Consider the following 17038-nt stretch of genomic DNA (forward strand, 5'->3'; position numbering starts at 1 on the left):
TACAGCTTAGCGCTTAAGCTAAAAAAAGCTACCATAGAAATAGATTCCTATAAAATAAAAAACCTGCTATATTCAAATTTAAGCAGGTTTCACAAGCATTTTTCAGTTAGTGAGATTTTCTTTTTTTGTATAGATTAATTCATTACAGTATTAAAATATTTCTAATGGGTCACTAAAGATAGCGCTTGATCTAACACTTTCTCTCCTTGGATCATTCCATAGGCCACTTGATCAATTACATCTACCGCTATCCCTTTTGGTTCAAGCTGAGCCTTTATTTTTGTTGCTAAATAACGAACTTGTGGTCCAATTAATACAACATCAAGCTGATCAAGTTCATGTTTCAATTGAGTTTCCGCTACTGCACGGATATCTGCTTCTAATTTTCTGTTCTCAGCAGCTTCTTTCATTTTTTTAACAAGCAAGGATGTAGACATACCTGCAGAACAAACAAGGATAATCTTCAACATTTTTCCTCCTCTATTTTTTTTATTTTTTCATACATATGAATCATTTCTATGGCTAAATCTTTTACTGTCAGTGCTGTCATTAAGTGATCTTGCGCATGAACAAGGATAACTGATACTTCTGTATGCTTCCCTTCTGCCTCTTGTTGTAGCAGCTTAGTTTGTAAGTGGTGGGCTTCGGTAAATTCAGTTTCAGCCTCTCCTATCATATTACGGGCTTCTTCTATTTGATTGACTCTCGCCTTTGATATCGCTTCCATAGAAAGCGAACGGGCATTTCCAGCATGTAAAATAATAGAAAATGATAATCGTTGTAATTCTTCTTTTCCAATCATGATGATTTTTCCCCATTTCGTTTCATTGTTCTTGCTCCTGCCATAATGAATGGTATATACATTCCAACAGCGATAACTAAATTAACGATTTGCAGAGCGATTCCTCGCCAACTTCCTCCTGTTACAAGATATCCACTTAAGATTGGTGGTGTTGTCCATGGTAAAATAGCAACTGTTCTGGGCACCAGACCTGTGGCTAAAGCAATGTACGATGTAATTGTTAAGGTTACCGGAACTAAGATAAATGGAATCAACATAACAGGGTTCAACACAATTGGTAGTCCAAAGATAACGGGCTCATTGATATTAAATATTCCAGCTGGAGCAGATAGTTTAGCAACTTGTCGATACGGATGGTTTTTCTCCTTTTGAATAGCAATAAAGATAGCAATTAATAGAGCAATTGTGGTACCGGAACCCCCCATAAATACAAATGAGTCCAAAAATGGTTTAGTTACAATATTTGGAACATCAAATGCTGACATACCATCCTTGAATAAGTTAAGATTTTCTTCAATTAACGGTAAATATACCGGTTCAATAACCGAACCTATAATATTCGTACCATGTAATCCGAAGAACCAGAGCAGATGATTTAAAAAGGAAACAAGCATAGCAGCAGGTAACGTATTTCCGAGTCCCTGTAAAGGCTGTTGAAGTATATTAAAAATTACTTCAAAAATGCTAATATTAGCAAATACATTCATAAGCGCTTGGAAAAATCCAAGTATAATTAATATGATCACTGTAGGTATTAAGGCTTCAAAGGATCTGGCCACACCATCCGGAACACCTTCAGGCATTTTTATTTTCATATTGGAGCTTATAAGTATTCGAAAAAGTTCAGTTACAATTAATGCAAGAATGATACCGACAAATAATCCTTGTGTTCCTAACCAACCTATATTTAGTCCACCATCCTCTGTAAACGGTACTAACATAATAAATCCGGATGTTGCAATTATACCAGCTGCTAACCCATCTACTTCATACGACTTAGCTAAATTATATGCGATTGCAAAGGTTACTAAAAGAGCTAATACTGCAAATGTGCCATTCCAAATACTTCCCCCTACTGTCTGCCAATTACCCTCACCAAAGATTGTATTCATCCACTCCACAAAATTAAATGATCCAAATGGAGGAAAATTATTAACTAAAATAGCTAAAGATCCCACTATAATCAACGGCATAATAGCAACAAACCCGTCACGTATTGCTACAAGATGACGTTGTGATCCAATACGACCAGCAATTTCAATGAACTTTTGCATCATTTTATTATCCATGGATACCCCTCCCTATTTTTAAAAAAATTGTGGCAAGTAAGCTTGGTGAGCTTGTAATAACTTGTCAAGAATGATCTTGCTGTCGGTTTCATCTGCTACTAATGGATTCATTACCATCGCTAAGTAAGCTTCATTATAATCACCAGACATACTTGCACGGATAACTAGTTCTTCAAATGCCTTCATTTGATAAATATGTCCTTTGACACTTTGTGGTAAAAAACCGACTGCAATCGGCTTAGGACCATTTTTAGTAATTACACAATTCACCTCAATAACGGAATCAATTGGTAATTCTGGTATCGCCCCGTTGTTTAATGTATTAACGGTTTGCACATCTGCTTTATCATTATAAATAGAGTCCATTAAACTGCATGCTACATTGCTATAGAATGCACCTCCTCTCCTTTCTAATTCCTCAGGTTTTTCATGTAAATCAGGATTTTTATATAGTTCAAACAAGGACTTTTCTAGTCTTTGTACAACTTCCGCTCTTGTGCCATTTTCTTGTAATGATTGCATATCTTTTTTTAGTACATCCGCTGTTTGGAAATAGTACTGATGATATGGATTTGGAATGAGCGAAGTGGCTTCAATAAAAGTTTTAGACCAGCCGAGATTAATAATATTTGCTGGTAAATAATCTAATCCTTCAGTAACTTTTTTTAATATTTCTTGTGTGCGATCGACTCCATTGACTAAAACTTTTCGACCAAATACATAGTGGTTCAAGCCGACAAATTCAATCATTACTTCCTCTGGTTTCACGTTTAGCACTTCAGCAGCTGAGTAGCGCATATTATAGGGAATGTTACAGACACCGATTACCTTTTTGTGTGGTGAATGTTTTAATAACGCTTCCGTAACAATACCTGCAGGATTGGTAAAATTAATAATCCAAGCATTCGGACAAAGCTCATGTACATCGTTTGCCAGTTCTATTAAAACAGGGATAGTCCGCAAAGCTTTGAATATTCCACCCGCACCATTTGTTTCTTGCCCAATATACCCGTGACACAGTGGGATGCGCTCATCTTTAGATCTCGCCTCCAGTCCGCCAACTCGGATTTGAGTCGAAACAAAATCAGCACCTTTTAAAGCTTTTCTTCTGTCCAATGTCCACGATAAGTAAATGTTTTTATTAGATTTTTCAATCATCCGTTTAGCCAGGTTTCCAACAATTTCAAGTTTCTCTCTCCCTTCTTCTATATCTACTAATACGATTTCTTCTACCGGAAAAGAGGAATGGCGTAAAATTATCCCTTCAATAATTTCTGGTGTATAGCTAGAACCTCCACCAATTACTACTAGTTTTAATGCCATTTTTATGCTCTCCTTTACAACGTTTGTCAAATTAATGAGGTTACATATACAATTGAAATGTTACCCAAAATGTACCATACAATTAATTAATTGTAAATAATAATTTAAATATATTGTTACAACAATTGAAAAAGTTGTATTCAATAGAATTATCCTGTAAACTTTGACTAATAGGGATGTTAGAAAACTCAACTAACAACCATCTAGTTGCAGCAATGCTATAACTTAAATATTTCTTTTTTAATTCATTAAAGTTAAAAATACAATTAAATGACACACCCTTTTCGCTCTTTTAAACATGGTAAAGCTTTAATAAAGATATAGTTACGTCTGATATACCTATCATGTATGAATACAAATAGATTTTATGTTAAACCAAAATATAAAGTGAAACTTCTATCAGTGAGAGTTTTCCTCCATCCCCTACCGATCGAAGTAGAACAACCACTAAAGTCGCAATATCCTTGGAAAAAACGCTTTTTCTGCGTGCGGTGTATTGCTGTCGAAGCACACTCTGTCCTTAAAAAGAAGTACACTTTTTTTGCGTGCGATGCGTTGCTACGTAGCTTTCATTGTCCTGTTGCAACACCTTTGTGATCGACATCCTTGAAAACCGCGATATATCGCTAACGTAGCTTTCCTCGTCTTTTCGACCGGAGTGAATCGCTAATTGAGGTGCCGTTATCTTCCACTTAGACTTCTACCATGAGTCGGAGTCTTACGGATCTACATTCGGATAAAAATGAAGTAAAGTAACTAATAATTCAAAATAACTACGAAAGGAAACAATAATGGAAAAAAACAAATCTTTACATGCATATATTAAAGAAGAATTATTAAATCGAATTAAAGCTAATAAATATCTGCCTGGCGATAAGATCCCTCCAGAGCTTGAATTATGCAAGGATTTTGGCGTAAGCAGAACAACGGTTAGAACTGCTTTAAACCAGCTAACACTTGAAGGTTACTTGGTGCGTAAACAAGGAAAAGGCACATTTGTAGCGGATCAAAAAGTAAAACAAACATTAACCCAAACAGTCAAACGCTATAGTGATCAAGTTGCTGTACAAGGTAAAGAAGCTGAAATAACGGTAATTGCTATTACTGTTATCCCTGCAGATGATTATTTAGTGAATCAGCTGGATGTCACTTTAAATGATCCGATCCAACGAATTGACAGAGTGCGAAAGGCTAATGGAAATGCAACTCAGTATGAAATTTCTTATATTCCTTGGAACATTGCGCCCGGGATAACGGAAAAACAAGCCAAAACATCGCTTTATGCAGCATTAAAAGATGATTTTAATGTGCATATTGCAAAAACCATCGAGCATATTGAAATAACACTTGCCGATGAACGCTGTTCTAAACATCTTCATTGCGAATTAAACGCACCTTGTTTTCATATTGAAACAATTGCTGAAAATGATAAAAAAGAAAAAATAGAATATTCCCGTGCCTATTTTAGAGGAGACAAAACAAACTTTGTAATTGAACGAAATTATCCTTTATAGCGTAAAATTTTTATTCATGGATGGGCTTTTCTTCCTCCACTAATAAGCACAGCAAAAAATCATTCGACGTGTCTTTTTCGCCCATGCTTTTTAAGGTTTTTTAAATCAGAGAGAATTAGGGAGGTATAAAATTGAAAATTTTAATTAATGCAGATGATTTTGGATTAACAAAAGGGGTCACAGATGGTATTATAAAAGCTCATACAGATGGTATTGTACAGTCCACAACATTAATGATGAATGGAAATGCTACTGATTACGCTGTAACCCAAGCGAAAAAGCACCCTAGTCTCAAGGTTGGAATCCATCTTGTGTTAACATGGGGAAAACCGATGAACAAACATGTAACAGAGTTAACAGACCGAGATGGCTTTTTTAAATTTAACCCAGACTCCCAGCTTCTAGCTACAGATATAGAAGCAATAAAAATAGAGTGGCAGACCCAATTAGAAGCTTTTTTATCAGTAGGTTTACCACTTCACCATATTGACAGTCACCATCATGTTCACGGTTGGGAGCCATTAAAGCCCGTAATGATTCAACTAGCCAAAAAATACAATGTACCCGTTCGCTTTACAAAATCATTGCGATCGGAGCCAGATATTTTATTAACGGAGGACATTTGGTTAGATTTTTATGGGGACGGTGTAAATGAAGATCTTTTTTCAAAGCTCAAACATCTTTCTGCAAATAGCGTAGAAGTGATGACTCATCCCGGCTTTGTAGATGATGGTTTGCGTAAAATAAGTTCCTACACAGATAAGCGAAAAGAGGAATTAGATTTACTCTGCTCCTTAAAGATGCCTAACTGGGTGAAAAGCTTGAACAGTTAACAAACTCACTTATTTTAACGGCGAACGGAGGGAAGCAGATGAGCGATAATAGTTCACGAACAATTGCAAAGGTCTGTTTACTGGCGGGAAAAATCATGCTGGAGAATGGAGCTGAAACATATCGAGTTGAGGATACGATGAGCCGGATTGCTACAGCTTTTGGCCTCGAAAATGCGGAAAGTTATGCTACACCTACCGGAATTCAGTTTTCTACTGAAGGAGAGGCTTCTTATTTTCGGAGAATTTCCAATCGCTCTAATGATTTACAAAAAATTGCAGATGTCAATCACATTTCGCGACAAATAACTGCTCAAGCACTTGATGTTAAAGAAGCGCTATTACTATTAAAAGGGATACAGCATTCAAGTGAAACATTTCCTTTCTGGTTACAGCTTGTTGCTGCTGCTTTAGCAAGTGGTAGCTTTACCATAATGTTTGGTGGCATGTGGAGTGATTTCGTACCATCTGCTATTGCTGGTGCAGCTGGTTATGCAGCGATGATCTGGTTTGAAAGGTTATTAGAAATTCGATTTATTGCTGAATTTATTGCCTCATTTATTATTGCTGTTATGGCTGTACTAGCAATTCAGTATAAAATAGGTGTACAAATGGATAAAATTATTATTGGTGCAGTGATGCCGCTCGTTCCTGGGCTGCATATTACAAATGCTGTTCGTGACTTAATGGCAGGTCACCTTGTATCTGGCGTATCCAAAGGTGTGGAAGCATGTTTAACAGCTTTTGCAATTGGAGCTGGCGTTGCTGTAGTTTTCGCCTTTATCTAAATGGAAAGTTATTTTTCTAAGATGAGACACATATAGCTCCATACAGTTATTTCTAAATAGAACTAATTTATCATCAATGCTGTACTTTGTCCTTGACTTTTTAGAGTATGTACTAAAATATAGGAGTTGATCTTAATGGTACTTGCTCAACTTATTACAAGCTTTATTGCTGCTCTTGGATTTGGCATTATCTTTAATGCTCCAAAAAATACATTAGTTCAATGTGGAATGGTAGGTATGTTTGGTTGGATTGTCTATTATATTTTAACCGACCAAGGAATGGATGTCGTTCCTGCTACGATTTTCGGTTCCATGCTAGTAGCTGTTCTGAGTCAGCTTTGCGCAAAATTATATAAAACACCGATTATTATCTTTAATGTATCAGGTATTATTCCACTAGTACCAGGGGGCATGGCTTATGATGCGATGCGTAAATTTGTGGAAAATGATTACTACAACGCTGTTCAGCTCTCAGCAAAGGTTATGTTGCTAGCTGGCGGGATCGCTATCGGATTAATGTTTTCCGAAGTGGCTAATCAGTTGCTGAAGAAAACATGGAATTGGTTGCGTCCCGAATAGTTGCTTTTCCGTTTTTAACCTTATATGATAGTTTTGTTAATACACTACAGATGGAGAGGGTTTTATTGAAAACTATAGATAAGCCAAACGTTGTTATTGTCATATTTGGAGCCACAGGGGATCTATCTAAAAGAAAATTATTCCCTTCCATTTATCGTCTTTATCAAAGTGGAAAAATTGGTAAGGATTTTGCTGTAATTGGTCTTGCTCGCCGTCCATGGACGAATGATATATTTCGAGAAAAAGTTTGTGAGTCTGTTCAAGTAGCTGATCAAGAGAAAGAAAATGATTTGCAAGCTTTCGCATCCCATTTTTATTATCAGCCATTTGATGTAACTGATACTTCCTCCTACAATCATTTAAACACTTTACTACATGAGTTGGAAGGGCACTATGAGACAGATGGCAATCGTATTTTCTACTTAGCAATGGCGCCAGAATACTTTGGATCCATCGCTAAAGAAATTGAACAGAATGGGTTGAAGGATGGTGCCGGTTGGACAAGATTAGTCATTGAAAAGCCTTTTGGACATGATTTTGAATCAGCTAAAGAATTAAATAGTCAAATTCGTTTAGCATTCGATGAAGATCAAATATATCGAATTGACCATTATCTTGGCAAGGAAATGGTACAAAATATTGAGGTAATTCGATTTGCAAACGGAATATTTGAACATTTGTGGAACAACCGATTTATCTCTAATATTCAAGTAACCTCCAGTGAAAAGTTAGGTGTGGAGGATCGAGCTCGTTACTATGATCGGTCTGGCGCCACGAGAGATATGGTACAAAATCATATGCTGCAAATGGTCGCTCTTTTAGCAATGGAACCACCCATTAAACTTACCCCGGATGAAATTCGTTCCGAAAAGGTAAAAGTGCTTCGTGCTATGCGAATTGTTGAGCATGAACAAGTAGATGATTATTTTGTCCGTGGTCAATATGGTCCTGGCAGCTTAGGAAAAGGCTATCGGGAAGAAGCCCCGGAATTAGAGAATTCGACTACTGAAACGTATGTTGCCGGAAAAGTCATGATAGATAATTACCGCTGGGCTGGAGTACCTTTTTATATTCGAACTGGTAAAAAAATGAAAGAAAAATCAATTAAAATTGTCGTTGAATTTAAAGATATACCAATGAATCTTTATTATAAGCATAGAGCAGAAAAACATCCAAATTTACTGGTCATTAATATTCAGCCAAATGAAGGAATCACACTTCATTTGAATGCTAAAAAAGCAGGTGTAGGATCAATTGCTCAACCTATACAATTATCATATACGCACAGTAGCATAGATGGTATCAATACACCAGAGGCGTATGAGAAATTGATTTATGATTGTATTATTGGCGATACAACGAATTTCACACATTGGGATGAAGTGGCTTACTCTTGGAAATTTGTCGATGCTGTATTGGATGCTTGGTCGAAAAAAGAACCGAACTTCCCTAACTATCCAGCTGGCTCCATGGGGCCTGAAGCAGCAAATCGTCTGTTAGAAAAAGACGGCTTCCACTGGTGGCCAATTTTAGACTAAGATAAAGTAGTGAAAGTTTCTTTCACCTTCTCCATTTATAATTGATGTTCAGAGAAAAATCCTACTGCCATCTAAAAAGCCGAGGCTATCAATTGTGACAAGCCTTGGCTTTATTTTAATAAAAGTTTAATGTAAAGGCTGATTCATCTTAAGAAAGTCGCTGTTGCTTGATTTATTCTATAAAGTGAAACTTCATTTCATGGAATGCTTTTCCCCCAAAAATGTTAGTACCACAAGGGTATGACCTAAAGGCCCTTGAACCAATCGGGGATTTAGGAACCGTTTTCTCTCACTTGAAGTGGTAGACTTACGGACCTTACATGCGGGATAAATTCTGCTTAAACATCCCAATTTTCATAAAAGCAGCTACCAATTATCCATACTTTACTATTGCACAACCACCTATACCTTTTATCGAAAAGAAAACAGCTAGAAATGCTCGGTTAACTACGTTTACTACAGATTGAGCGCTTACCTGGACAAAGCTACTTTCAAAAAAGATATCCATCATGATTTCCTAGTCAACAAGGATAGCCTTAAGAAATCCAACTTCTTCTGTCCGGCATAAATGCAGTAATAATTAATACAATTGCTGTAATTATATGCATGATCATTCCTACAATCGGAATCCAGCCTATACAGGATGTAATAATCCCTAAAATACTGCCTGCACTTGCTCCTTCGTCTCTCTTCGTTAAAATTAATGTAATGATATGAAGGATAAGCATAACAAATAATGGTGTATATAAATTCGAAACAATATATACTCCTCCAAGAATAGGAAAACCAAGTAAACCTTCAAAAATTCCTGTAATCCATTTCAAAATTTGTGATATGGACAACAACTTCACCTCCAAATTAATTTCAGTTATAATTTATCCTATTTTGCTCAATTAAAACATATTGTATTACTATAAAATCATGCTTTACTTCACGTGTAGGACAAATCCTGTCTATACTCCATACTTATGATGATTAAATTCGTAATACTTAAATTAGAAAAACTTAAGCTTTGTCGCCAAGTCTGTATACGAAAGCTGTCGTTTTTCTTATATGATAAGGGGAAACTTCATTCCGTGGAATGCTTTTTACACGAAATGTTAGTACCACAAGGGTATGACCTAAAGGCCCTTGAACCAATCGGGCATTTAGGTGCCGTTTTCTCCCACTTTGACCCTTTGTATCAACTAAAGGATCTTGAAGCAGGAGTCTTACGGCACCTTACATGCGGGGTAAAGCCTAAAGTTTTATAGGAACAAAAGCTAGAAGCACCCGGTAAGCAACGAAAACTGGAGATCTTCTGACACGACAAAGAAAAGAGTGCCTCTAGAACAGAAGATGCCGACGCTTTACGGCAAGCCCGCTTTTAGTCAGCCTTCCTTTAGATTCGAGGAGATGTTGACTTATCACAAGAAGAAAATCGGTGTTTGTAAGCAGCACGAGTGCTTAAGCTAGACGAAGCTACTTATCGAAACAGACTATCCACAATGCCAAGAAACGCATATGACCTCCTTGAAAATGAAAGATAATGCCAAGGCAAAGCTTGTATTGCTAGAGCCTTGGCATTTATTTTTTATATGGTTTTTAACAGGCATACTTATTAACAATCTGCTGTTTAATGACTACAAACAACACAAAAAATCGCATAAGATTTATAACCTCATGTTCACGTTAAATTCCAATATGCTTTTACGGATGAAACCTGAATTTCCCAACCCACCAACTCTTACTAAAAAAGTTAAACCAATCGGGGATTTAGGAACCGTTTTTCTCATATTCGTAACATCATTAGCTCATTTTTGAATTGAGAAAAATACGGTTCCTTACATTCGGGATAAAGATTAATTCGGTATTTTATCGTTTGGATTGTCTTCACAATTCCCTTTCTAATCTACATACTTAACTGTTTCGATTAATTTCACACTTACTCCACTCTACTAGATTTTATTTTTTATGTAATTTAAATTGCGGCTTTGTTACAGATTTATAAATATGTTCGATCTTCAGGCTATTTCAGTGAAGTATTTGAACCAATCATCTAAAACCAGCCTTGGATTTGCTGTTATCTTTTTATTTCCATAGTTAATTTAGTAAAAGATTTTATGGACAATTGATTCCCCCTTGCCTTTTATCTCTCCTTGATTTGTATCTAAAAAGCATGAAAGATAAATCATCCCTTCTTATTTACAAACAAAATATTATGTAGTAGACTATTGTTAATAAATTTTGTATTAGGTAAAAATAATAGAAATGAGTAAAATTTTTATTGATAGTTTAATATTTGTGGGGGTGTGAAATAATGAATGGTTTCGTAAATGCTAGCAATCTCAGTGTTTCCTATTATGGAAAAGAAGTAGTTCGTGGTGTTTCTTTCTCCTTTAAAACTGGTAATCTAATAGGAATTATCGGTCCCAATGGTGCTGGAAAATCCACCTTGATGAAAGCTGTATTAGGATTAGTTCCACGTGATAGTGGAAGAGTTGAAATTTGTGGTAAATCAATCAAGGAGAGCCAAAAAAATATTGCTTATGTTCCACAACGAAGTAACATTGACTGGGATTTTCCAATTTTAGTTCGAGATACAGTACTATTAGGAACTTATCCGAAGCTTCGACTATTTCAGAAACCAAGAAAATCTGATAAAGAGTGGGCATATCACTGCTTGGAAAAAGTCGGAATGCAAAATTACAGTAAAACTCAAATTGGAGAATTATCAGGTGGACAGCAACAACGAGTATTTATCGCGCGGGCACTAGCACAAAAAGCAAGCTTTTTCTTTTTGGATGAACCTTTTGTAGGGATTGATGTTGCTAGTGAAAAAATGATTATTGATATTTTACAAGTTTTAAGAGATGAAGGGAAAACCATATTTGTTGTACACCACGACTTAACAAAAGTGAAAGAGTATTTTGATGAATTGATTTTAATGAATAAAGAATTGATTGAATCTGGACCTGTACAGCAAGTGATCCGACCTGAATTAATGACAAGAGCATACAGAATGGACTTTCATTTACTTCATAAAATGGGGGTCGAGGTATAGTGGATTTTATAACCGATATTATGAATTATCAATTTCTGCAGAAGGCGTTAATAACTTCTATTGCAGTAGGAATCATTTGCGGTATTATTGGTTCGTTTATCATTTTACGAGGAATGGCATTAATGGGAGATGCTATATCCCATTCTGTACTTCCTGGTGTAGCCATTTCATACATGCTTGGAATCAATTATTTTTACGGTGCTGTAGCATTTGGAATATTAACAGCTATTGGTATCGGAGTTGTCAGTCAGAATAGTCGAATCAAAAGTGATTCTTCAATTGGAATTGTTTTTACAGCATTTTTTTCTTTAGGTATTATCCTTATAGCAAAGGCCCAAACGGCTACAGATTTAACCCAAATTTTATTTGGTAATGTGCTATCAATCAGAAATTCGGACATGATTATGACATTGATTACAAGTGGAATTATCATTTTCGCTGTCACTGCCTTCTACAAAGAATTATTAATAAGTACATTTGATGAAACAATGGCGGCGGCTTATGGATTACCAACGAAATTAATTCATTATGGGATTATGGTGTTACTCACAATGGCAACTGTTGCGTCTTTACAAACTGTAGGAGTTGTACTGGTTGTTGCAATGCTTATTACTCCAGCGGCGACTGCATACTTATTAACAAATCGTTTTTGGTTAATGCTCCTATTCTCTTCCTTCTTTGGAGCACTGTCGTCAGTGATAGGGTTATATATTAGTTTTAAACATAATTTATCATCTGGTGCTGTCATTGTTTTAACTGCAACGGCTTTATTTATCCTAGTCTTTATTTTTTCTCCAAAACAAGGAGTATTATGGCGGTCACTACGATCAAGAGAATCGCGTACTGCTATGGAACATTAACGCAGTGTTATATTCCTTAATCAATCACTATGTGTTATTCTCTATAACTCGGGAAGGGGGAGTTTTTCAATACATTAGATACGGGCTAAATGTTCTATATGTTAAAAATAGTAAAATATAATTTATCATTAAAGGAGAGGAATTTGTTTTTATGAGAAAAATTATTAAATTAATGGCTGTCTTATTGATGACACTCATTGTATTAGCCGGATGTGGAAGTGGAAATAATGAAACAACGAAAGATAGTGCAAGCAAAAGTAGTAAAGCAAATACAGAAGCAACTGGGGAAGGAGATAAAATTCTCGCTGTAACCTCTTTTACGTTGCTTGAGGATATGGTTAAGGAAATCGGTAAAGATCGTGTTGACGTACATAATCTTGTACCAACAGGAACCGACCCGCATGAATTTGAACCACTTCCAGAAGATATTAAAGCTGCGACAGATGCTGATGTTTTATTTTATAACGGGCTGAACTTAGAAGGTGGCGAAAATGGTTGGTTTGCAAAAATGATGGAATCGGTTGGTCAAGATTGGAATAATGCCTTTGAACTGACAAAAGGGGTAGAACCAATGTATGTAACATCAGGTTCTGGCGATAAAAAAGCGGAGGAAATTAATCCCCATGCGTTTCTAGATCCTATTGTTGGCATACAAATGACTGAAAATGTACGTGATGCTTTAGTCGAAATTGATCCTGCTAATAAAAAGCATTATAAAGAAAATGCCGAAAAATATTTGGATCAATTAAGAGAAATTGATGAACAATATAAAACTAAAATCAATGAAATTCCTGAAGAAGATCGCGTGTTTATTACAAGTGAGCAAGCTTATCAGTATATGACAAAACGTTATGGATTGAAAGAAGGATTCATTTGGGCTATTGATACAGAGGAAAATGGTTCACCAGAACAAATCACTTCATTGCTTAAGTTTATTGAAAAACATGATCCACCCGTCTTATTTGTGGAAACAAACGTAGATCCACGGCCGATGGAGACTGTATCAAAAGAATCCGGGGTTGAAATATATGGCGAACTCTACTCAGATGAAATTGGTAAACCTGGCGAAGAAGGAGATACGTATGTTAAATACTTGCAATATAACATGGATAAGATTTATGAAGGACTAACAAGTAAAAAATAGCTGAAACATTTCAGCCCATTATAAATATATTACTTCTTGGAGATTTGTTCAGGAAAACATACTCCTGTGTACCGAGTTACTTCATAATATGCCAACACTAGCTTTATTCACGTATTATCGTTAGCAACGAATACCTTAACCTATATCACTTTTATTAAAAACATCCTCGCCTGAATTTTGTGATATGCTCCCCTTAAGGTAGACAGATTAAAAAATAAAAATCTGTTTTCCTTAAGGGGATTTTTTTAATTATGCTTTTTCTTTTCCTTTGTTTCTTCTTGTGAACTTTGCAGTTAAGTCATCAAACAACGTATAAATTACTGGAATTAATAACAATGTAAATATACTGGAAATACCCAGACCAAAAATAATCGTTACTGCTAATGGCTGTTGCATTTCTGCACCTTCACCTAATGCTAGAGCTAATGGCACCATAGCTAAAATAGTGGTTAAAGTTGTCATTAAAATTGGACGGAGTCTGCTTCTCCCAGCTTCTAATATTGCTTCATAACGCGCCATTCCTTTTCGCCGTAAAAGGTTAATATAGTCTACTAACACAATCGAGTTGTTAACGACAATTCCCGCTAGCATAATTATTCCTATAAAGCCAGGTATACTTAACGGAATATCCATGATAAATAACCCAAGCACTACTCCAATAACAGTTGCTGGCATTGAAAACATAATAATGAACGGGAATAAGAAGTTTTCAAACTGAACAGCCATTACTGCATAGACCAGGAAAATCGAGAAAACTAGCGCAATTGCAAGGTCTGTAAATGATTCTGTCATATCTTGCGCCTGTCCCCCAATTTGATAGCTATAGCCTTCCGGAAAGTTCATATTATCTAATACGGATTCCACATCCGCTGTGATACTTCCTAAATCACGGTCAACAACTTGACTGCTCACATTTATTTGTGGCTGCTGATTTTCTCGTTGTAGACTAACAGGTCCACTCATTTGCTTAAATTCTGCTACTTCATCTAGTGAAATAGTTGTACCTTGTGGAGTTTGTATTTTCATATCATGCAAGTCGGCTATTTTGCTACGCTGTTCATTAGGGTAAATTAATGTAACATCCATTTCTTTACCATCTTCTCGATATTGTGTAACTACTTGACCAGTAAACTGAATTTGAACTTGTCCCAATATCTGTTCATGATTTAAACCATACATGGCAGCGCGGTCTTGATTAATCTCAATATTCAGTTGTGGAACACCTTCCGATGCAGAGGTTTCCGGATTATAAACCCCATTTACATCATCAATTTCCTTAGTAACTTCACCAGCAAGCTCCCTTAACAATTCATGTTCTGGTCCGTTTAATTGTATCTGGATCGGATCACCCATATTCATTCCTGAGTCCATGGAATTAACGGTTATTTCTGCACCGGCAATCTCTTTTAATTTATTGTCCATCTCTTTAACAATATCGACGGTTGTTTTTTCGCGTTCTCCAGAAGGAATGAGTTGAATCGTGTAAATTGCTTGATTACTATTACTAATTCCTCCTCCGGAAGTGAAGGTTCCACTGCCAACATTTACATAATTTGTTTCAATCAATGGCGTAAATTCCTTTAATTCCTTGTTTACTTGTTCAACAAGTTTCTCTGTATGTTGTAACGAACTTCCTGGAGGAGTTTCCACACGTACTTCTAATTGCCCTTGATCAGCAGAAGGAATAAACTCCGCTCCGATAAATGGTGTAAGCGCCAAGCTGGCAACAATCGCTAAAATGGTTGCAAAAATAGTTGTTTTTCGATGACCAAGCACCCATTTTAAACTATTTCTATAGCCATTCGTTAACCAACTTAAGAAGCGATCAAACCAATAACGTCTGCCACTATCTTTTATTGCTTTTTGCAGGAGCTTGGAAGAAAGCATCGGGACTAATGTGATAGCTACCACCAACGAAGTAATTAATGAAAAAGATACGGTTAATGCAAGTGGTGTAAACATGTCAGATGCTATTCCTTCTACATAAACAATCGGTAGAAATACTACCAATGTAGTTGTTGTTGAAGCAATTACAGCAGGAGCCAATTCACTCGCTCCTTTAATCGCTGCTTCCTTTAAATTGTATCCTTGTTGGCGATAAGAATAAATATGCTCCAGAATAACGATTGAGCTATCCACCATCATTCCTAATCCCAATGCCAACCCGCCCAAGGTTAAAATATTTAATGTCTCTCCTGTGAAGTACATTAAAATGAAAGTGGTAATGATCGCAATAGGAATCGACAAGCCTATTACAAGGGTTGCACGAATACTCTTTAGGAATAACAACAAAATAAAGATTGATATGATGCCACCGATTAAAATGTTTTGCACCACAGAATCAATGGACATTTGAATAAAATCTGATGTGTCTATAATTACATTTAAATGAACATCTTTTGGCAAATCCTGTTCTATCTCTTTCATACTTTCTTTAATATTTGTTGCTACTTCAACCGTATTACTGTCGGTCTTTTTAAGTATCGATAGAACTACAGAAGGTTTTCCATTTACTAATGTCAACCCAGATTCGTCTTTATAAGCATCTTTTACTTCTGCTAAATCTTCTACTTGTACAGTAGCTCCTGCTTCCGTTTGAACAAGCGTTTGTTTAATATCTTTCATCGACTTGAATTCACCAGTCACACGCAGTTGAAGATCCTTATCACCTTTTTCAACTGTCCCAACCGAAGCTGACTGATTGCTACTATTTAATGATTGAATAATTGTTTGCGTTGTAACACCATATTGCTGTAATTTGGCTTCATTGAGAACTAACTGAATCTCTCTTTCTTTACCACCTTCGACGCTGACAGATCCCACTCCACCTTGCCGTTCAAAAAATGGCACCAATTGATCATCAGCTATATCCGTTAGGGAAGCTGTGTCATCTCCAGTCAACCCAACCCATATCACCGGCAGTTGGTCAGGATTAAATCGCATAATATTTGGATCGCCTGCTTGACTAGGCAACATCCCCTTTACTTGGTCAACACTTTCTCGGACATCAAGTAAAGCCTGATCCAAATCTGTTCCGTTACTAAACATCATAATAACTAAGGAGGAGCCTGACTGAGATTGAGATTGGACTGTTTCTATCCCTTCTACAGTGCTCACTGCCGACTCAATCGGTCTACTGATTAGATTCTCAACTTCTTGTGGTGCTGCATCTTCATATGATGTTGCCACCACAGCCACCGGGAGATCTATTTTGGGGAAAAGATCAACAGTTAAGCTGCGCAATGAAACTGCACCGAGAGCGAGTATTGCAAGGACTATCATAATAACGCCTACTGGACGTTTTACAGATGTTTTAATTAGCTTCAAG

The 17038-nt window shown here is 36.4% G+C and carries 14 protein-coding genes; 8 read left to right on the forward strand and 6 right to left on the reverse strand.

Annotation, left to right across the window (positions count from 1 at the left end; all coding sequences use genetic code 11):
* Nucleotides 1-161: 161 nt before the first annotated feature.
* The 4 genes from JNUCC74_RS16335 to JNUCC74_RS16350 are packed head-to-tail and all read right to left on the reverse strand — an operon-like array spanning nucleotide 162 to nucleotide 3414.
* Nucleotides 162-470 (reverse strand): PTS sugar transporter subunit IIB, encoded by a 309-nt coding sequence (locus JNUCC74_RS16335; RefSeq protein ID WP_077318468.1) that lies wholly within the window; start codon nucleotides 468-470, stop codon nucleotides 162-164.
* A complete protein-coding gene (locus JNUCC74_RS16340) occupies nucleotides 464-802 on the reverse strand; it encodes a PTS lactose/cellobiose transporter subunit IIA (protein ID WP_077318469.1) in 339 nt (112 codons plus the stop codon). The genes JNUCC74_RS16335 and JNUCC74_RS16340 overlap by 7 nt, the downstream gene beginning before the upstream one ends.
* The gene (locus JNUCC74_RS16345) at nucleotides 799-2091 is read right to left on the reverse strand and encodes a PTS sugar transporter subunit IIC (RefSeq protein ID WP_454066131.1); all 1293 of its coding nucleotides are present in this window, start codon (nucleotides 2089-2091) and stop codon (nucleotides 799-801) included. Before JNUCC74_RS16345 ends, JNUCC74_RS16340 begins: the two co-directional genes overlap by 4 nt.
* An 18-nt stretch (nucleotides 2092-2109) precedes the next feature.
* Nucleotides 2110-3414, reverse strand: coding sequence for a 6-phospho-beta-glucosidase (locus tag JNUCC74_RS16350; RefSeq protein WP_454066132.1), 1305 nt, complete (start codon nucleotides 3412-3414; stop codon nucleotides 2110-2112).
* 791 nt (nucleotides 3415-4205) lie between these two features.
* Here JNUCC74_RS16350 and JNUCC74_RS16355 point away from each other — a divergent pair.
* The 5 genes from JNUCC74_RS16355 to zwf all read left to right on the forward strand — a co-directional run bounded on the left by JNUCC74_RS16355 (nucleotide 4206) and on the right by zwf (nucleotide 8663).
* Nucleotides 4206-4928, forward strand: coding sequence for a GntR family transcriptional regulator (locus JNUCC74_RS16355; RefSeq protein WP_454066133.1), 723 nt, complete (start codon nucleotides 4206-4208; stop codon nucleotides 4926-4928).
* Nucleotides 4929-5059: 131 nt separating this feature from the next.
* On the forward strand, nucleotides 5060-5761 hold the full coding sequence (gene chbG / locus JNUCC74_RS16360; RefSeq protein ID WP_077318473.1) for a chitin disaccharide deacetylase: 702 nt from the start codon (nucleotides 5060-5062) through the stop codon (nucleotides 5759-5761).
* Between the two features lie 38 nt (nucleotides 5762-5799).
* Nucleotides 5800-6546, forward strand: a complete 747-nt coding sequence (locus tag JNUCC74_RS16365; RefSeq protein ID WP_454066134.1) for a threonine/serine exporter family protein — start codon at nucleotides 5800-5802, stop codon at nucleotides 6544-6546.
* A gap of 135 nt (nucleotides 6547-6681) precedes the next feature.
* Nucleotides 6682-7125 (forward strand): threonine/serine exporter family protein, encoded by a 444-nt coding sequence (locus JNUCC74_RS16370; RefSeq protein ID WP_454066135.1) that lies wholly within the window; start codon nucleotides 6682-6684, stop codon nucleotides 7123-7125.
* 65 nt (nucleotides 7126-7190) lie between these two features.
* The gene (gene zwf, locus JNUCC74_RS16375; protein WP_454066136.1) at nucleotides 7191-8663 is read left to right on the forward strand and encodes a glucose-6-phosphate dehydrogenase; all 1473 of its coding nucleotides are present in this window, start codon (nucleotides 7191-7193) and stop codon (nucleotides 8661-8663) included.
* Between the two features lie 536 nt (nucleotides 8664-9199).
* On the opposite strand, the gene JNUCC74_RS16380 is transcribed toward zwf, so the two are convergent.
* Entirely contained in the window at nucleotides 9200-9505 is a 306-nt protein-coding gene (locus JNUCC74_RS16380) for a hypothetical protein (protein WP_077318477.1), read from the reverse strand.
* Nucleotides 9506-10962: 1457 nt separating this feature from the next.
* Here JNUCC74_RS16380 and JNUCC74_RS16385 point away from each other — a divergent pair.
* The 3 genes from JNUCC74_RS16385 to JNUCC74_RS16395 all read left to right on the forward strand — a co-directional run bounded on the left by JNUCC74_RS16385 (nucleotide 10963) and on the right by JNUCC74_RS16395 (nucleotide 13710).
* Complete coding sequence (locus tag JNUCC74_RS16385; RefSeq protein ID WP_077318480.1) at nucleotides 10963-11706, forward strand: metal ABC transporter ATP-binding protein; 744 nt, start codon at nucleotides 10963-10965, stop codon at nucleotides 11704-11706.
* A gap of 20 nt (nucleotides 11707-11726) precedes the next feature.
* On the forward strand, nucleotides 11727-12566 hold the full coding sequence (locus JNUCC74_RS16390; RefSeq protein WP_454067913.1) for a metal ABC transporter permease: 840 nt from the start codon (nucleotides 11727-11729) through the stop codon (nucleotides 12564-12566).
* A 151-nt stretch (nucleotides 12567-12717) separates the two neighbouring features.
* Nucleotides 12718-13710 (forward strand): metal ABC transporter solute-binding protein, Zn/Mn family, encoded by a 993-nt coding sequence (locus JNUCC74_RS16395; protein ID WP_454066137.1) that lies wholly within the window; start codon nucleotides 12718-12720, stop codon nucleotides 13708-13710.
* A gap of 249 nt (nucleotides 13711-13959) precedes the next feature.
* Here JNUCC74_RS16395 and JNUCC74_RS16400 read toward each other — a convergent pair whose 3' ends face one another.
* Nucleotides 13960-17037 carry an efflux RND transporter permease subunit gene (locus JNUCC74_RS16400; protein ID WP_454066138.1) on the reverse strand — a complete coding sequence of 1026 codons (3078 nt, stop codon included), beginning with the start codon at nucleotides 17035-17037 and terminating at the stop codon, nucleotides 13960-13962.
* Between the last annotated feature and the right edge of the window lies 1 nt (nucleotide 17038).

The sequence above is a fragment of the Cerasibacillus sp. JNUCC 74 genome (assembly GCF_053667775.1).

Coding starts and splice junctions, on each gene's coding strand:
- JNUCC74_RS16365 (WP_454066134.1), top strand. CDS start 5,800: ATGAGCGATAATAGTTCACGAACAATTGCAAAGGTCTGTTTACTGGCG.
- JNUCC74_RS16390 (WP_454067913.1), top strand. CDS start 11,727: ATGAATTATCAATTTCTGCAGAAGGCGTTAATAACTTCTATTGCAGTA.
- JNUCC74_RS16335 (WP_077318468.1), bottom strand. CDS start 470: ATGTTGAAGATTATCCTTGTTTGTTCTGCAGGTATGTCTACATCCTTG.
- JNUCC74_RS16340 (WP_077318469.1), bottom strand. CDS start 802: ATGATTGGAAAAGAAGAATTACAACGATTATCATTTTCTATTATTTTA.
- JNUCC74_RS16350 (WP_454066132.1), bottom strand. CDS start 3,414: ATGGCATTAAAACTAGTAGTAATTGGTGGAGGTTCTAGCTATACACCA.
- JNUCC74_RS16355 (WP_454066133.1), top strand. CDS start 4,206: ATGGAAAAAAACAAATCTTTACATGCATATATTAAAGAAGAATTATTA.
- JNUCC74_RS16370 (WP_454066135.1), top strand. CDS start 6,682: ATGGTACTTGCTCAACTTATTACAAGCTTTATTGCTGCTCTTGGATTT.
- JNUCC74_RS16395 (WP_454066137.1), top strand. CDS start 12,718: ATGAGAAAAATTATTAAATTAATGGCTGTCTTATTGATGACACTCATT.
- JNUCC74_RS16345 (WP_454066131.1), bottom strand. CDS start 2,091: ATGGATAATAAAATGATGCAAAAGTTCATTGAAATTGCTGGTCGTATT.
- JNUCC74_RS16385 (WP_077318480.1), top strand. CDS start 10,963: ATGAATGGTTTCGTAAATGCTAGCAATCTCAGTGTTTCCTATTATGGA.